General features: G+C 38.0%; 11 protein-coding genes and 1 tRNA gene. 2 read left to right on the top strand and 10 right to left on the bottom strand.

The window, feature by feature from the left end; translation table 11 throughout:
- Positions 1–13: 13 nt before the first annotated feature.
- The 8 genes from ADIARSV_RS19610 to ADIARSV_RS19645 all read right to left on the bottom strand — a co-directional run bounded on the left by ADIARSV_RS19610 (position 14) and on the right by ADIARSV_RS19645 (position 11,260).
- The gene (locus tag ADIARSV_RS19610; protein WP_235048451.1) at positions 14–3,511 is read right to left on the bottom strand and encodes a SusC/RagA family TonB-linked outer membrane protein; all 3,498 of its coding nucleotides are present in this window, start codon (positions 3,509–3,511) and stop codon (positions 14–16) included.
- 175 nt (positions 3,512–3,686) lie between these two features.
- On the bottom strand, positions 3,687–4,631 hold the full coding sequence (locus tag ADIARSV_RS19615; protein WP_016197427.1) for a FecR family protein: 945 nt from the start codon (positions 4,629–4,631) through the stop codon (positions 3,687–3,689).
- A gap of 94 nt (positions 4,632–4,725) precedes the next feature.
- A complete protein-coding gene (locus tag ADIARSV_RS19620) occupies positions 4,726–5,283 on the bottom strand; it encodes an RNA polymerase sigma factor (RefSeq protein ID WP_160166684.1) in 558 nt (185 codons plus the stop codon).
- A gap of 130 nt (positions 5,284–5,413) precedes the next feature.
- Positions 5,414–7,129 (bottom strand): sodium:solute symporter, encoded by a 1,716-nt coding sequence (locus ADIARSV_RS19625; protein WP_040300750.1) that lies wholly within the window; start codon positions 7,127–7,129, stop codon positions 5,414–5,416.
- A 1,127-nt stretch (positions 7,130–8,256) separates the two neighbouring features.
- Positions 8,257–8,331: transfer RNA gene (locus ADIARSV_RS19630), tRNA-Val, on the bottom strand.
- A 94-nt stretch (positions 8,332–8,425) separates the two neighbouring features.
- A complete protein-coding gene (locus ADIARSV_RS19635; RefSeq protein WP_016197431.1) occupies positions 8,426–8,935 on the bottom strand; it encodes a glutathione peroxidase in 510 nt (169 codons plus the stop codon).
- A gap of 30 nt (positions 8,936–8,965) precedes the next feature.
- Complete coding sequence (locus tag ADIARSV_RS19640) at positions 8,966–10,609, bottom strand: NAD+ synthase (protein ID WP_016197432.1); 1,644 nt, start codon at positions 10,607–10,609, stop codon at positions 8,966–8,968.
- 30 nt (positions 10,610–10,639) lie between these two features.
- Positions 10,640–11,260 carry an outer membrane beta-barrel protein gene (locus ADIARSV_RS19645; RefSeq protein ID WP_040300725.1) on the bottom strand — a complete coding sequence of 207 codons (621 nt, stop codon included), beginning with the start codon at positions 11,258–11,260 and terminating at the stop codon, positions 10,640–10,642.
- Between the two features lie 21 nt (positions 11,261–11,281).
- On the opposite strand from ADIARSV_RS19645, the gene gldB reads away from it, so the two are divergent.
- Positions 11,282–12,313, top strand: a complete 1,032-nt coding sequence (gene gldB, locus ADIARSV_RS19650) for a gliding motility lipoprotein GldB (RefSeq protein ID WP_040300726.1) — start codon at positions 11,282–11,284, stop codon at positions 12,311–12,313.
- 5 nt (positions 12,314–12,318) lie between these two features.
- On the opposite strand, the gene ADIARSV_RS19655 is transcribed toward gldB, so the two are convergent.
- Positions 12,319–12,978 carry a hypothetical protein gene (locus ADIARSV_RS19655; protein WP_016197435.1) on the bottom strand — a complete coding sequence of 220 codons (660 nt, stop codon included), beginning with the start codon at positions 12,976–12,978 and terminating at the stop codon, positions 12,319–12,321.
- A 393-nt stretch (positions 12,979–13,371) separates the two neighbouring features.
- Positions 13,372–14,364, bottom strand: coding sequence for an aldo/keto reductase (locus ADIARSV_RS19665; protein ID WP_016197436.1), 993 nt, complete (start codon positions 14,362–14,364; stop codon positions 13,372–13,374).
- A 585-nt stretch (positions 14,365–14,949) separates the two neighbouring features.
- Here ADIARSV_RS19665 and ADIARSV_RS19670 point away from each other — a divergent pair.
- Positions 14,950–15,405 (top strand): hypothetical protein, encoded by a 456-nt coding sequence (locus ADIARSV_RS19670; RefSeq protein ID WP_040300727.1) that lies wholly within the window; start codon positions 14,950–14,952, stop codon positions 15,403–15,405.
- The last annotated feature ends 62 nt before the right edge of the window (positions 15,406–15,467 follow it).

Genomic DNA, 15,467 nt, shown 5'->3' on the forward strand with positions numbered 1-15,467 from the left:
ATCTATGTATGAATTAAAAAGTTAAATTAACACCCAGCACCATTGTTCTTGCTCTGGGATAGGAAGAAAAGTCGAATCCTGGAGTCAGCACCGTGTTATACGTGTTTACTTCAGGATCGGAGCCGCTGTATTTGGTCCAGGTGATCACATTTTGTGCTGAAGCATATACCCTTAGGTTCGAAATTTTTAAAGTTTGCAATACTGATTTCGGCATCGTGTAACCTAATGCAAGTGTTTTCAGGCGTAGGTAAGAACCATCTTCAACTGTTCTGGATGAATATCCGCCTCCAAAGAAACCGTTCGTGCGGTAGTTTTCACTCCCGGTATTTTCCGGTGTCCAGCGATTTGCATAAGAAGCCAGTTGGTTCAGGTAAGGCTTATTAAACGCATTTCCTTCAAATACAAGGCGATTGATATTTTGAATATCATTGCCATAAGACCATTGAAAGAATACATTCAGGTCGAAGCTTTTATAATTAAATGTATTGTTAAAACCTCCGATATGTTTAGGCAGACCACGACCGATTACGGTATAGTCTGATGCATCAACTACACCATCTCCATTTTGATCTCTGTATTTAATGTCGCCGGGTTGGATGCGGTCAGCCGTATTACCATTGGTCGTAATACCTTCCTTTAATATGTATTTTCCATTAGCGTCCTGATCAAAATCACTCACCTGGTAGTTTCCTTCCCAGATATAGCCATACATATTTCCTACCGGCTGGCCTATCTCAGAAATGTATGCAGGTAGACTCTGCCAATTGTTGTCCCACTGAATGGAAGTAGCGATCGCTTGCTGTCCCTCAGTCAATTCCAGTATTTTATTCTTGTTGAATGAGATATTTAAACTGGAGTTCCATCTGAAGTTACGATTGTTTACCGGCGTACCGGCAAGGGTAATTTCAAGACCTTCATTTTTCATGCTTCCTATATTCTTAAATCCGGATGCATAACCTGAAGAGAATGGTAAGCGTGCATTCAGCAGTAGATCATAAGTGGTCTTGCTGTATACATCAGCCGTCAACGTAAGTCTATCCTTCCAAAATCCGAGATCCATACCCAAATCAAATTGACGGGTTGTTTCCCATTTCAATTCGTCATTTCCTGGAGAAAGTGGGACGATAACACTCTGGTAGTTGTTGTTGAATATATAGGTATTCTGAATTGGAAGCCCATATGATTGGAGATAAGAAAAATCGCCTACACGGTTATTCCCGGTTAAACCATAACTTCCACGAAGTTTCGCGTCGGATATCACCGGTATATTTTTCATAAAGTCCTCATTGATGATTCTCCATGACAGTGCTGCAGAAGGAAAGTACGCCCAGCGGTTATCAGGAGGAAATTTCGATGATCCATCTGCCCTAAAGCTTATTGTAGCATAGTACTTCGACTGGTAATTGTAATTTGCCCTACCCAGGAACGACATAAGCCGCCAGTTAGAACTAAAGGCTTGTGTACGTACTGGCAAAAGATTACCTTCTTCCAATCCACTCAACCCTAGCGCTTCGTTAGGTAAATTTGAAGCACCAAATTGGTATCCTGATGTCTTTCCTCCCTGCTCAGTTACGCCACCTACGATGTTTAAATTATGATCACTGGCAATTTTTTTATTCCATGTCAATGTATTTTCATTGATCCATGAATTATTTTCACGATGCTGAACATAACCATTGACGCCATAGGTTGCACCCCATACAGTTCTGACATTACCATACAACGTATTTGAATTATTGAAAGCGTCAAACCTACCCATGGTGTTGCTGATTCCACCGGTGACTCTTAAGGTCAGTTCAGGAATGATGGCATATTCGGCATAGGCATTTGCAAAGAGGTTCCGTGTAGTGGTATTCCGAACCAGATTTTCCTGATTGATGATCGGGTTGATGCGGTAATCGGATGTTAAGTCGATGGATGGGTCAAATAGTTCATCGTCAAGACTAACGTTACTGCGGGGAGAATTAACCGGACTAGAACCATATACACTGTATAGCAATGTAGTAGCAAGGTTACCTCCCGACTCAGACGGACTTATACCGCTGCGTTCCAGGTACGAATAATTTGTATTAATGCCAACTTTCAATTTTGAGTTTACGGTCTGATCTATTGCTGCACGGCCCTGATATCGTTTGTAAAATGAATTGATAATTACACCCTCCTGGTCATTTATAGATCCGGACAGGGAGTATCTTGTTTGCTGATTACCACCACTTAATGATAAGGAATAGTTCTTAAATGGGGCATCACGAAGCATCATGTCTTGCCAATCCAGTTTTTCTGCCGTGCGGTAATAGTCCAGCGTACGTCCTTCTGAAAGAAATATAGCCGATGGTGCTAAAGTATCTGTCAGACTAGGGCTCCGATCAATTTGATAGTTGACAAAATCGTATGGATCCATCAGGTCCAACTGTTTCGTAGTTCGCTGTGTACCATAATAAGCATTGAAGTTAAGCACAGGAGTACCTACTTTTCCTTTTTTTGTGGTCACCATAAGGACCCCATTTGCACCCCTTGATCCATAAATGGCAGTTGCAGACGCATCTTTCAACACCTCAATAGATTCGATATCATCGGGGTTAATCGTATTCAAGTCCAGATCTTCAGTTGGAAAGCCGTCGACAACGATCAATGGCGAATTATCTTGTGTGATGGAGTTGTTTCCTCTGATTACAATGTTTATTGGAGAACCAGGTTGACCGTCGGTAGAACTAACCTGTAGACCTGCTACTCGTCCGGCAAGGAATTCATCAAAAGACCTAACAGGTGCTTTTTGGGCATCTGCTAAATTGACTTTACCTACCGAGCCGGTAAGGTCGCCTTTTTTTACCGTTCCGTAACCAATTACAACGACGTCCTGTAAGGTGGAAATACTGCTTTGTAAACGAATATTAACGTTGGTACGACCTTGTAAAGGCACTTCCTGACTTATGAAACCAATGTAATTGAAGACCAAAGTGGCATCAGCATCAGCACGTATGCGGAAAGCACCATTCTGATCCGTTACTGTACCTTTTGATTGATTTTTAATGCGAATGGATACGCCTGGAAGTGTTACTCCAACTGAATCCTTTACTGTTCCGCTGATTTCAATTTCTTCAGGAACCTGACGCAGGTCTGTATTTAATGCGGCAAGATCACCTTGTTTGGTAATTACGATAGCGTTGTCTATAAGGTAATAGGTTAACTTGTATGGTGTTAACAGTTTAGTTAATACCTCTCTCAGACTTTCGCCGTTAGCAACCTGATTAACTAATGCAGACCGGTCAACCAATTTCTGACGGTAGGCTATTTTTACACCTAATTTTTCAGAAAGTTCGTCGAGGGCAGTTTCCAGGCTAGTCTGGTTCAAGCGAATATGTACAGGTTTATTGACTACTTCCTGACTAAATGTAGACTTTGCCATGGCCAGAGTACATAAACAAAAGATCATACTGTTGATTAAGATGCCATATTTCATAAAAAGCAAGCAATAATATACCACTCCATTGGGGCATAGAGATTTTTTCATAATTTTATATCCAAGTTTTAAGTGTTAGTGATGTTCCCCTATGATTCTCAGGTCGCCGGGGGATAACATCCATTTTTTTAATAAAAATCTCCGTTCTGCACTCTGCGGAACGGATTTGTTACTTTTTCATACTAGATCTTCATATTCGATTTTTATAATTCATTTACATTCTGTTTTATTCGCATATAGCACCTGTTAGCCGATAATGCCCATTTTCATAGCTTACCTGCCCATTCACCAGTTTAGCGAGAACCCGCATCACCCTCTCTAAAGATTCATTGTTAAAATTTACGGTAACCGGACAGCTCATTGTTTTCTCCATTTCTATGCGAATGGCATAACGACGTTCCAGGTTATGAACAACTTCGCTGAGCTCTGTATCCTTAAATATGAGGTTACCTTCCTTCCATGCAACTGCTTCCTCCGACTTGATATTTTTTTTATTCAAGGAGATGTTTTTTTGTTTTTTCGAATAAACCCCTTGCTGATTGGCGGTTAGAAAGAGCGTCTTGTTTAGATTTTTCTTACCCTGCATTTCCTGTTCATAGACGGCTACTTTGCCACTAAGTACGGTTACCTTAATTTGATTTTCTTGAGGAAAAGAGTTGACATTGAAACTGGTACCTAATACCTGGGTAACCAAGTTCTGCGTATGGATGAGGAAAGGTCTTTGGGGATCGTGTTTGACTTTAAAGAAAGCCTCCCCTTCGAGGTTAACCTCCCTTTTATCACTATCAAATTCACTAGGAAATGAAATCTTGCTGCCTGCATTAAGCCAAATTTCGGTACCATCCGGCAAGTTTACTTTGGTAAGTGTTCCCGGGGCTGCTTTTTTCTCTTGCATGGCCACTTGAGTTACATTAGCACCAGATTGGTAATAAAAATAAAAAGCACCAGACGTCAAGAAGATTAATAAGACTGCGGCTGCAACCTGATAAAACCAATTAGGATGATTGCTTTGCTTTTCTTTACTGCTGATGGTTTTTAGTATTCTCTGATAAGTTTTATTCCCTTCGAAGTTTGACTCCTGTTCTATTGTGGAAGGATCTTCAGCATCATCAAAATAATTATTGATCTTTTCTTCAAGTTTGGAGCTTAATTTCTTTTTAAAGGGGTTCATTCTATCTATTTGCTGTGTCTTGCCTGTATAATGCAAAACCAGCACTTATCCCCTAAAAGAAATTTTAATATTTTTATTGACCGAAAAAGGTCATCTATAAGATTAGAGTCATGTAGTCCTTGAGGGCCGGACGTAAGCGTTTAAGTGCAATTGTGATTTGGCTTTCAACCGTTTTAGTAGAAATACCTTTTAGTATCGCAATTTCTTTATGGGAACGCTGCTCCAGGCGGCTAAGCTTGTAGATCTCCCGACATTTGTGGGGTAAATTTGAGATCTCATGATTAGAAATTTGGCTGACTTCCTTTAAGGCATAAAGGTGTTCAGGTGTACGCCCGTTATCAGTAAATTCCATGGAAGAAATATCAATTATTGATTTTGATGAACGCAGATGCATGAGCACCCGACTCTTTATTGCGGCATATAGATAAGGCTTCAGGACATTGATGTTGTACGTTTCTCTTTTCAGCCAAAGATCCACAAACAGGTCATGAATCAGGTCTTCACAGACTTCTTTATTGCGAAGCAGGTTGTAAGCCGCATGGTATAATTTTTGAGCGTACCGTTGGTAAATGAGCTCCAATACATCATTATCAGCGGCTTTAAGCTTCCTCACCAAATCCTGATCGGACACTATATTTGTTTGACTACTCAATACCTCATTTATTATGTGTGCAAATTTATGCATGAGAAGTACTAAGCGTATTAGGATAGTGTTAAGTTATCATTAGGTTTAATGGAGAATTTGAATAAACTTAAAATCTGTTTAGCAATAGTCTAGAGCATTAGATAGGTTGTATTTCAGTTCTGTTAGGGTCGCTCTCATCTTTACTGTTTAACAACTCGACTAACAAACTAATGATGATTACCATTGCACAACCCAATACATTTAACCACAGGTAAGCCATTACTTTATAATAAAAGGCCGAAAAAACAATTATTTCAGTTAGGATAGCAGCGATAAAGACAGCATTTCCTTTCACTTTTTTAATGTAAAAGGCGACAAGAAATATGCCCAATATGGTTCCATAGAAAAGTGACCCCAGGATATTAACAGCTTCTAAAAGATTGCCTAATTTACTCGCGTAGAGTGCCATTCCTATACTTAGAATTCCCCAAAACAAGGTAGTAATTTTACTTATATTCAAATACTTAAGATCCGATCCGGTTTTATTTATTAACCTTTTATAAATATCTACGGAGGTTGTGGAAGCCAACGAATTTAACGAACTGGCAGTTGAACCCATGGAAGCCATACAAACAATCGCGATGAGTAGACCGATCAAACCCTGAGGTAAATAATGGGTCACAAAATTCAGAAACACATAGTTGGTATCGTCCAGATCGGCATTGTTATCATTTTTCTTGATGACGGCTATGGCTGCTGTTCGGGTATCAAGGAAATTGGCATTGGCCTTGTTTAACTCATTTTGGTACTTTGATACATCTTGTCCCTGATTAAGCGCATTTTCTAAAGCGATAACTTTTTGTTTTTTTGCTTCGAATGCTTGACTAAATGCAGCTTCCTTTTGTGCAAATTCATCTTTATAGACACCACTTTTTACTTTGTTAATTTCAAACTGGTTAAAAAATACCGGAGGCTTCTGGTATTGATAAAAGGAAAAAATAAGAATCCCTATGAGTAAAATCATGAACTGCATGGGAATTTTAAGCATCGCATTCATCAATAATCCCATCCTGCTTTGACCAATTGTGCTACCTGTTAGGTATCTGCCTACCTGTGACTGGTCTGTACCAAAATAAGAGAGCTGGAGAAAGAAACCTCCAATGAGTCCTGTCCAGATGGTATACCGGTTATTAAGATCGAAATCCCAGTTGATCACATTCATCTTCCCCATTTTTCCGGCTATTGATAATGCCTGTCCGAAGCCCACAGCTGGAGGAAGTAGCGAAACAACGACAACACCCGCCATAAATAATCCGGCGAATATAATACTCATCTGGAGCATTTGTGTATAGGAGACTGCCTTTGTTCCCCCAAAAACGGTATATAATACCACTACACATCCAATAAATAAAGTAGTATAAGAGGTGTTGATATTTAAGATTGTGGACAATATAATGGATGGCGCATAGATGGTAATCCCTGTAGAAAGGCCTCTTTGGATCAAAAACAAGAAAGCTGTTAATGCCCTTGTTTTTAAGTCAAACCGCTGTTCCAGAAATTCATATGCAGTAAAAACTTTAAGGCGGTGAAAGATGGGTATAAACGTGATGCAGAGCACGATCATGGCTAGTGGCAGACCCAGATAAAACTGGACAAACTGCATTCCGCTGGAGTAGGCCAACCCTGGTGCAGATAGGAAAGTGATGGCACTGGCCTGAGTAGCCATCACTGAAAGGCCGATACTGTACCATGGCATAGAACGGTCGGCTAAGAAGTAGCCATCCATGTTTTTATTGCCCCGGCTTTTCCAAATACCATATACCACAATAAAGAGGATGGTGAAACCAAGGACCAACCAGTCGACTAAACTCATGAATAATAAAGTGTTATCAGGGAGAAGAAGACAATCAATAAAATCAGCCAGCATACAACTATCCAGTAATAGTGATTCCAGGATTTAATAAATGGTGGTAGTTCGTTTCCTTTATTCATTATGATCGATCAGATGTCTTTCTTTACTGATGACCACAAAATAGTAAAGATTTTCCTTAAAAAGGCATTAAACAAGAAAGTTACATCAATGGATCTGTTGTATTACCCTGTAGAATTACCTACATGCTTTACTATTTATCTTGTGCGCCGGCCTAGAACCGACTTCTGGGAGCTTCACGTTTAGGTGTAGCTATAACGGAATCTATTGTATCTTTTTTAATTTCAGTTATAGCCAAAGTTGTATCTAAAGTATCTGTTTTATACCTGTAATTTCATTCTTAGTGAAATTACACTCGATATCAGCAGCATGATTTCTACAAGAGAAAACAAATATGGAGAGCAGAAAAAATAAAACAACTTGGCCTCTTTCAGTGAATTTGGTGTTCATAAGGAAGAATATTTTGTTGAATGTAATTGGCTTATATTATTTAATAATACATTGATCCGCAGATAAACACTGCGCAATTTCCATCGTGCAGCAATAGAATATTTATTATTTTTCCTTAATTGAAGCTAATTTTTTAAATGAATCAGCCTAAGGACTACTGTCTGTCTTACACCTGATCCAGCCAGGAGAACAAGATGAAAATTCAAATGATATTAGGATTAGCGCTTTTAAAACTTTCATAAAATACCGGTTAGAGGACTGAGAGCTAAATTTTTATTTTTGAAATACTAGATTAACTATTTATACACGTTTAAATATTAGATAACAAAATATATTCTGATATATAAATTTGAACTTGCTAATTAAAAGCTTCTTGCCAAATAAATAAATATTTTTATCTCTTATTCTGGCACATTCTTTAATAGATCTAAATTTCGGCTTAGAGCTAGGTTTACTCTCCTTATTCGTTCAGAAAGGGCATTAATTAAAAATTTATAAGAACTGAATTCTAAATACTTTCAAACTAAAGAAATAGGAGGGTTTAAATAAGTCGAGGATCTTTATTTAGGGTTATGGCAAAAAAAAGGACAAAACCAAATGCGGCGTTGTCCTAATTAAAGTGGAGGCTACTGGGTTCGAACCAGTGACCCTCTGCTTGTAAGGCAGATGCTCTGAACCAGCTGAGCTAAGCCTCCTTATTCCCGAAACAGTGTTTCTGTTTGGGATTGCAAATATAGGCTCAGATTGTAAGATTACAAAATAAAATGCAAAATACTATACTGGCTTGATCTATAGATATTTGGTCAATTCGGGTGATAGTGGTTCTGTCTTTGACCTGAACCTATGGATCAATTTACCGTTTTCATCTATTAAAAACTTCTCGAAGTTCCAATTAATATCGCCTTCAAAATCGGGGTTTTCGGCAGTAGTTAAATACTTAAACAGTGCCGTCTGATCATCCCCTTTTACACTTACCTTTTCACTCAATAGAAAAGTAACCCCGTAATTGGCTTTACAGAACTCTTTAATCAATTCATTAGAGCTCAATTCTTGTTTGAAATTATCTTCGGGAAAGCCAATCACAACCAGCTTGTCTTTATACTTCTTCGAAAGCTCTTCTAATCCCGCGTACTGCTTGGTAAAGCCACATTTGGATGCAGTGTTCACAATCAGGATTTTTTTACCCTTATAAGCACTTAAATCAATCTTATTCCCATCAATAGATTGCATTTTAAATTCATACACAGACTTAGGAGGTGTCATGAATAAAGCGACCAGGAGAAATGCTAAAATTTTCATAGATGTTTTTTTTAGATGTTGCTATTTTAATTAAGAGAGGTATTTTCCTACCAGAGGCATTCTTCTTCCCATTCCAAACGCTTTAGGTGACACTCTCAGTATAGGAGCTGTTTGATATCTTTTAAACTCTGCAGTGTTGACCATCTTTAAGACTTTTTTGACCATTGCCTGATCAAATCCTTGTCCAATAATATCTTTAGAGCTTTTCTTTAATTCGATATATTGATAGAGTAAGGCATCCAGAACTTCATAATCAGGTAAGGAATCGCTGTCCTTTTGTCCGGGTCTTAATTCTGCTGAGGGTGGTTTAGTGATACTATTGACCGGAATGATCTCTCTTTCCCTGTTGATATAATTAGCAAGCGTGAATACCTGGGTTTTGTATACATCACCCAATACAGATATTGCACCTGCCATATCGCCATACAGGGTTCCATATCCCACTGCACATTCACTTTTATTTGAGGTATTTAATAAGATGAATCCGAATTTATTTGAAAAAGCCATCACCACAATAGCACGGCAACGTGCCTGAATATTTTCCTCAGTGGTATTAAAAGGCAAACCTTTAAAGGCCGTTTCCAACATTCCCTCAAAAGCATCAGCTGCATCTTTAATCGCAATGATCTGATGTTTGCAACCCAGGTTATTAACCAAGTCCATGGCATCTTTAACAGAATGGTCAGTGGAATATTTGGATGGCATCAATACGGCCATTACATTTTCGGGACCTAGTGCTTCGGCTGCTAATGCGCATACTACGGCTGAATCGATACCCCCAGAGAGTCCCAATACAGCTTTACTGAAGCCTGATTTATAGAAATAATCCCGGATCCCCAATATCAGGCCATGATGAATTTGTTCGATATCCGGCAATGGTTTATATACGATTGGCGCCAGTCCTTCTATTTCACCGTTATTAAACTCATAAATCCTAAAATCTTCTTTAAAATAGTTCATTTGATCTAGCAGAATCCCTTCTTTGTTAAAAGCAAAGGAACCGCCATCAAATATTATTTCAGTCTGTGCGCCAACCTGGTTGATGTATAAGAGCGGAAGATTGTATTTTTTGCAATTGTCACCTAATACCTTTACCCGGTTATCGTCGTGTACGTAAGAAAATGGCGAAGCTGCTATATTCAGCATTAGAGCTGGTTTTTGTTTAATCAGCTCATCCATAGGAGACATGAGATATAATGGATTATCGTTTATGTTCCAGAGATCCTCACAAATAGTTAATGCAATCCGGGTGCCTTTAACCTCAATACAATTGAAGTTACTCAGGCCTGGCTCAAAATAGCGGTATTCATCAAAGACATCATAATTGGGTAGTAGCGCTTTGTGTACCTGTTGTACGACTTTCCCATCCTGGATAACATATGCCGAATTGAAAAGGTCTTTACCTTCGCGGGCAGGATTTTTTGAGGGCACACCTACCACACAGACGATATCGGTGCAAGCCTCTGCTATTTTATTGATCGCCTCTTCGCATAGGTCGATGAATTCACTAAACTCCAGAAAGTCCCGTGGTGGATAACCACATACAGCAAGCTCTGCGAAAACAACAAGATCTGCTCCTTCCGTTTTTGCTTTATTGATTGCCTGAATAATTTTAGAGGTATTGGCTTCAAAATTACCAATGTGGTAATTAAGTTGGGAAAGAGCTATCTTCATGAGCGTATTTACTTTATTACTTAAATCTAGTTAAAAGAATACACCCAAAGTTAATGCCAGATAGGAATTTTTGATTTTAGTACCCTCATCATTCATTGATGTAAATCCATTATTATAGGTAATCCCGGTCATTACATTTAAACTTTCATTTACTTTCCATTCCACACCTGCCCCTGCAATCATGCTGATGCGAAAGAAATTAATATCTGATGAGATATCAACATCCTCGCTTTTTGTACTGCCTACGCCGTTTGAAATATCAGCCTTTGCACCAATTTTATATCCGGTACCTAAACCGAACTGGCCATAATACCGACCTATGGAAGTAGGCTGACTTTTCAACTTTAAGGTTAAAGGAACCTCAATGTATTTTATTTTATAATTGGTTGAAGCAGATTCTACCATAGATCTTCCATTGATAGACGTTACAGTAAATCCTGAAGAAAAGTAATAGTTCGGTGAAAGTGCCAGGTCTGCTAGTAAGCCATAAGAGACTCCTGCACGGGTACCATCATTTATTGATCCATCACCAGATAACCAACCTAAATTCGGAGAGACGGTAAAGCCTAGTTGCGTATTACTTCCAGACATCTGAGCAGAGGAAACAAAAGGTGTAATAAAACATATAATTACAAGAAAAAGATTTTTCATATTTGCGTATCTGATTTAACTATGACTTTTAAAAACACGCTTCAAATCTACTTGTTTTTTTTCATTACATTATTCTTATGTAATTGCCGGAACAAACAGGGAGTTGACACCAGCCAGATTAAGCTGGATTTGAAAATTGAACGATTTGATCAGGAGCTAAGTGCTTTAAAAGCTTCCGATCTTACATCTGAAATACCTCCATTGGAGAATAAATACGACCCATTTTATTCCGATTTTATTGGGGGAATGGTCAATGCAGGATCTAGTTCTGATACTGGGTATTATGCTAACATGCGCCTTATACTTCAAAATAAAGATTTCAATGAACTGAAAACCGAAGTTTCCACAACGTTTAAAGACATGAGTATGGAGGAAGAGGCTTTGACTGATGCTTTTAAAAGAGTAAAATATTATTATCCGCAGGAAAAGATTCCACGGCTAATTTCTTTCTTTTCGGGCTTTGCCGTACAGGTGCCAATTGGAGAAAATTATATAGGCATTGGTTTAGATATGTTTTTAGGTGCACAATCTAAGTTTTACCCTGCGTTGCGACCCGGTATTCCACAGTATATATCCAGACGGTTTACACCTGAAAACATCACACCCAGGGTTATGGAGACGTTTGTAAGAGAGGATTTATTTCCAGAGCCCGAAGTACAGCATACTTTGCTGGAGAGAATGATCTACAATGGTAAGGTTCTTTATTTCATGCAGGCGGTTCTGCCTGATACTCCCGATTCGCTCCTGATCAATTACACTTCCGAACAACAGCAATGGGCAGAAAAGTATGAGTCTGGGATATGGGGATATTTTTTGGAAAATAATTTACTCTATGAGAGTGATTACATGAAAATTCAGAAATTTTTAACTGAAGCCCCCTTTACTCCAGGTATCGGAGATGGTAATCAATCGGCCCCTAAGCTAGCGTTGTATAGTGGCTGGCAGATAGTGAAATCATACATGGACAGGAATCCAAAAATCAGTATTCCTGCTTTAATGAAAGATGAAGATTACCAGTCCATCTTAAATAAATCGCACTACAAGCCTAAATAAAAGCTTTAATCTTCTAAATCAGCAACCGGTGTCATTGTAAATTTACCTTCGCCTCCTGTGTTACCGGAATAAACACGACCGTTAGGTAACTGGCTTAATGGGCGACCTGGATTGCCGGACCTAATTTGTGAAAACACTACGACAAGATCTGTCTGTGCATTGGTGGTATACCCTCCTGCTGAGTTTCGGATATCTAAAAAGGCTGGCTGTTTTGAATTTTCAGTTTGGGGCTTAATACCTGAGGACAAGTACTTAACGACTATTTTACCCCCATTGCCATTATCAAACTTCCTGTTTGCAGTTTTAGCATCCAGGCCTGGAACATTAATTGATAAACTTTTAAGATCTGCAAAATTGATACTTAAATTCAAATTGGTACCGTTGTTTTTTCCATCATTGCCATTCAGCTGAGCTCCATTATCAATTTGCGCATAACCGACAACCATACTTGCTTCTTTTTTGTTCAAAAAGTTAATTCTGGCGTTAGCATGCATGATAAGTGTATCTATTTTTATAGATACACTTGAATCTCTTGATGAAAAATCATATGATTTCCGCTTGTCAATGACCAGCTTCTTTATTTCAATATATTTTACTTTTTGTTCTGTTTGCGAAATGGCGAACAGTGGGATAAGCATACCCAAGTACAACATGATTCCCTTCATAGTAATAACATTAACGATTTAATGATGCTATTCGTTTGAAGATTCCATAATTAATTTTATCTCAGCACGTTATATATAGCTCTTAAACAAATACCAACTCCTACGACAAGTATAACATTTGATATAAGGTCAATAAAGCTAAAATGACCTATAAAACGCAACAAGACGCCCAATAAAGTTATTATAAGCCCAATAGTTAACAGTTTGTAATGACTTGAATCATTTGCGTTAATACCGTCATTCTTTGTTTCGATCGTGTTATTCGTGTTTTCCATTTCTAGCGTAAGCGTTTTAAAATCTAATAGATACAATATCAGGCTTTTCAACCGCCTTCATATTATGTGTTGCAAACATACAATATTAAGTGGTGTATTTTTATTCCGGCAAAAACTTTCAATCGATTAATAATTGATCCAATTGAGAATTGATAAAGCTCATTTGATCAGGTGAAATCTTAACATGAATAGCTTTAGCATTTTGAATCGCCTGTTCGGCATTCCTGGCACCTGCAAGTGCAATTGTGATTCCCGGTATATCAATTGTCCATCGAAGAACAAGTTGCCCAACACTTATGCCTTTATCTGCAGCCAGAGGGATAATCTCCTGAAGAAATGCATTTACTTTGATGATATTGGTTTCAGTAAAAAAATGATTAGTGGCACGGTGGTCACCATTGGCAAATACGTGTCCGGGGTTAATCTTTCCGGTAAGCAATCCTCTTTCAAGCGGACTATAAGCAATAATTGATTTTTTATTAGCAAGTGAATAGGGCAAAACCACTTGTTCTATCCCGCGATTAACCATACTATAAGGAACTTGATTGGATACCAGATTAATAGTTTTCGCAGCTTCCATCATTTGATTTTCATTATAATTACAAACACCGGCATACAAAACTTTTCCCTGGGTAATAAGATCTTGAATAGCTTCCATGGTTTCCTCAATTGGCGTAGTAACATCGGGCCAATGAATTTGATATAAGTCGATATAATCGGTACCTAATCGTTTGAGACTATTTTCACATTCCTTGATAATACTTTCTTTTCCGCTGTATTTGTAGACATCAATATCCTGACCATCATTATTTTTGCTCTTGAATGCAAAATCACCCTTTTTTAGATCCCACCTCATTCCATATTTAGTAAGAATCTGAACCTTATCCCTTGGAATTCCTTTTATTGCCTCACCAACAATTTCTTCACTTAACCCCTGACCATATATTGGTGCTGTGTCGATTGACGTTACACCTTCATTGTAGGAAGCCTTAATTGCCTTAACAGATTCATTCCGTTCAGTTCCTCCCCACATCCATCCTCCGGCAGCCCATGAACCAAATGTAATTGCAGAGACTTCGAGATTCGAATCGCCTAATTTTCTATATTCCATATACCTTTTGAACAAAGAGTATTGTATTAAGTTTAGCTATAAACTTTATAAAAAGAGACAATCCAAATTAGCTCATTAAAGCTAAAAACCTACTCTATTTGAGAAGATTTAGGAAGATTGGACTTTACAATCGTTTCTCCTAAATACCCTATTTACATTTGTTCAACAGAAAGATTTAGTTTCATTATTCATTTCTTAATAATGAGTTTGGCATGAGTCGGAAGCAGCTTAGAAATAAGGATTGGATCAGGAGCGGATAGAATCGTCTATATCGCAGATGCCGGACTCAATAGGAATAAAAAAGTAACCCATTTTTGGTTTGGCACATAATGAGATCATTGTATCGGGATTGTAGAGATGGACAGGAATGTTCGGCCTGATACAAATAATTATTCTCTCAACATTCCATCGTTTGACCTAATGGAGATAAGGATCGGATGATGGGATGTCTGGGAGTTTATGTAAATATTTTAAAGGAATTCCAAAAAATAAGCTTAAAATGTCGCATTCAGGATATATTGTTCGTAAAGACAAGGTAATGAATTGATAACCCTTTATTAAATAGGGCTATGATATATAAGGAAAATGAATAAATTATTGTTAAATATTTTTTTAATACACTTTCTATTTTTGGGAGGATGCACGGTTGAGGATAACCTTTGCGAGGCTGCTAAATGTGAGGCACCTGTTGCAACTCTTAAGATTAAACTGGTTGATAAACTTACAAATAAGAACTTACTAGATAAGGGGGCAGATTTTAAACTCACTGACTTATCAATAACCAGCACAGCTTACCACTCAAACCTGGTGATTAAAATTGATAGCACTGAACTAAACAGTAACTATATCAGTATTCTTTCATCAGGAAATGAAGCCCTATCATTAAAGTTCAAAAACTACCCTGAAGACGTGATCAGTATAAATTCCCGAATAGTAAAAAGTGGATGTTGTAGTATAATGGAAATTCAGAGTCTTACCTTAAATGAATCAGAAATTTGCAGCAGATGCGCTTCTGTTCAGATCATAGAAATCAGGAAATAAAGCTTAGTAAATACAAAAGTCCCGAACTTTTCAGTCAGGACTTTCAAAATATGTTTTTTAAC

Source organism: Arcticibacter svalbardensis MN12-7, from assembly GCF_000403135.1.
Lineage (GTDB): Bacteria > Bacteroidota > Bacteroidia > Sphingobacteriales > Sphingobacteriaceae > Arcticibacter > Arcticibacter svalbardensis.

Excerpts from the sequence above, each read along its gene's own strand:
- ADIARSV_RS19610 (WP_235048451.1), bottom strand. The coding sequence starts at position 3,511 with ATGAAAAAATCTCTATGCCCCAATGGAGTGGTATATTATTGCTTGCTT.
- ADIARSV_RS19615 (WP_016197427.1), bottom strand. The coding sequence starts at position 4,631 with ATGAACCCCTTTAAAAAGAAATTAAGCTCCAAACTTGAAGAAAAGATC.
- ADIARSV_RS19625 (WP_040300750.1), bottom strand. The coding sequence starts at position 7,129 with ATGAGTTTAGTCGACTGGTTGGTCCTTGGTTTCACCATCCTCTTTATT.
- ADIARSV_RS19635 (WP_016197431.1), bottom strand. The coding sequence starts at position 8,935 with ATGAAAATTTTAGCATTTCTCCTGGTCGCTTTATTCATGACACCTCCT.
- ADIARSV_RS19640 (WP_016197432.1), bottom strand. The coding sequence starts at position 10,609 with ATGAAGATAGCTCTTTCCCAACTTAATTACCACATTGGTAATTTTGAA.
- ADIARSV_RS19645 (WP_040300725.1), bottom strand. The coding sequence starts at position 11,260 with ATGAAAAATCTTTTTCTTGTAATTATATGTTTTATTACACCTTTTGTT.
- gldB (WP_040300726.1), top strand. The coding sequence starts at position 11,282 with ATGACTTTTAAAAACACGCTTCAAATCTACTTGTTTTTTTTCATTACA.
- ADIARSV_RS19655 (WP_016197435.1), bottom strand. The coding sequence starts at position 12,978 with ATGAAGGGAATCATGTTGTACTTGGGTATGCTTATCCCACTGTTCGCC.
- ADIARSV_RS19665 (WP_016197436.1), bottom strand. The coding sequence starts at position 14,364 with ATGGAATATAGAAAATTAGGCGATTCGAATCTCGAAGTCTCTGCAATT.
- ADIARSV_RS19670 (WP_040300727.1), top strand. The coding sequence starts at position 14,950 with ATGAATAAATTATTGTTAAATATTTTTTTAATACACTTTCTATTTTTG.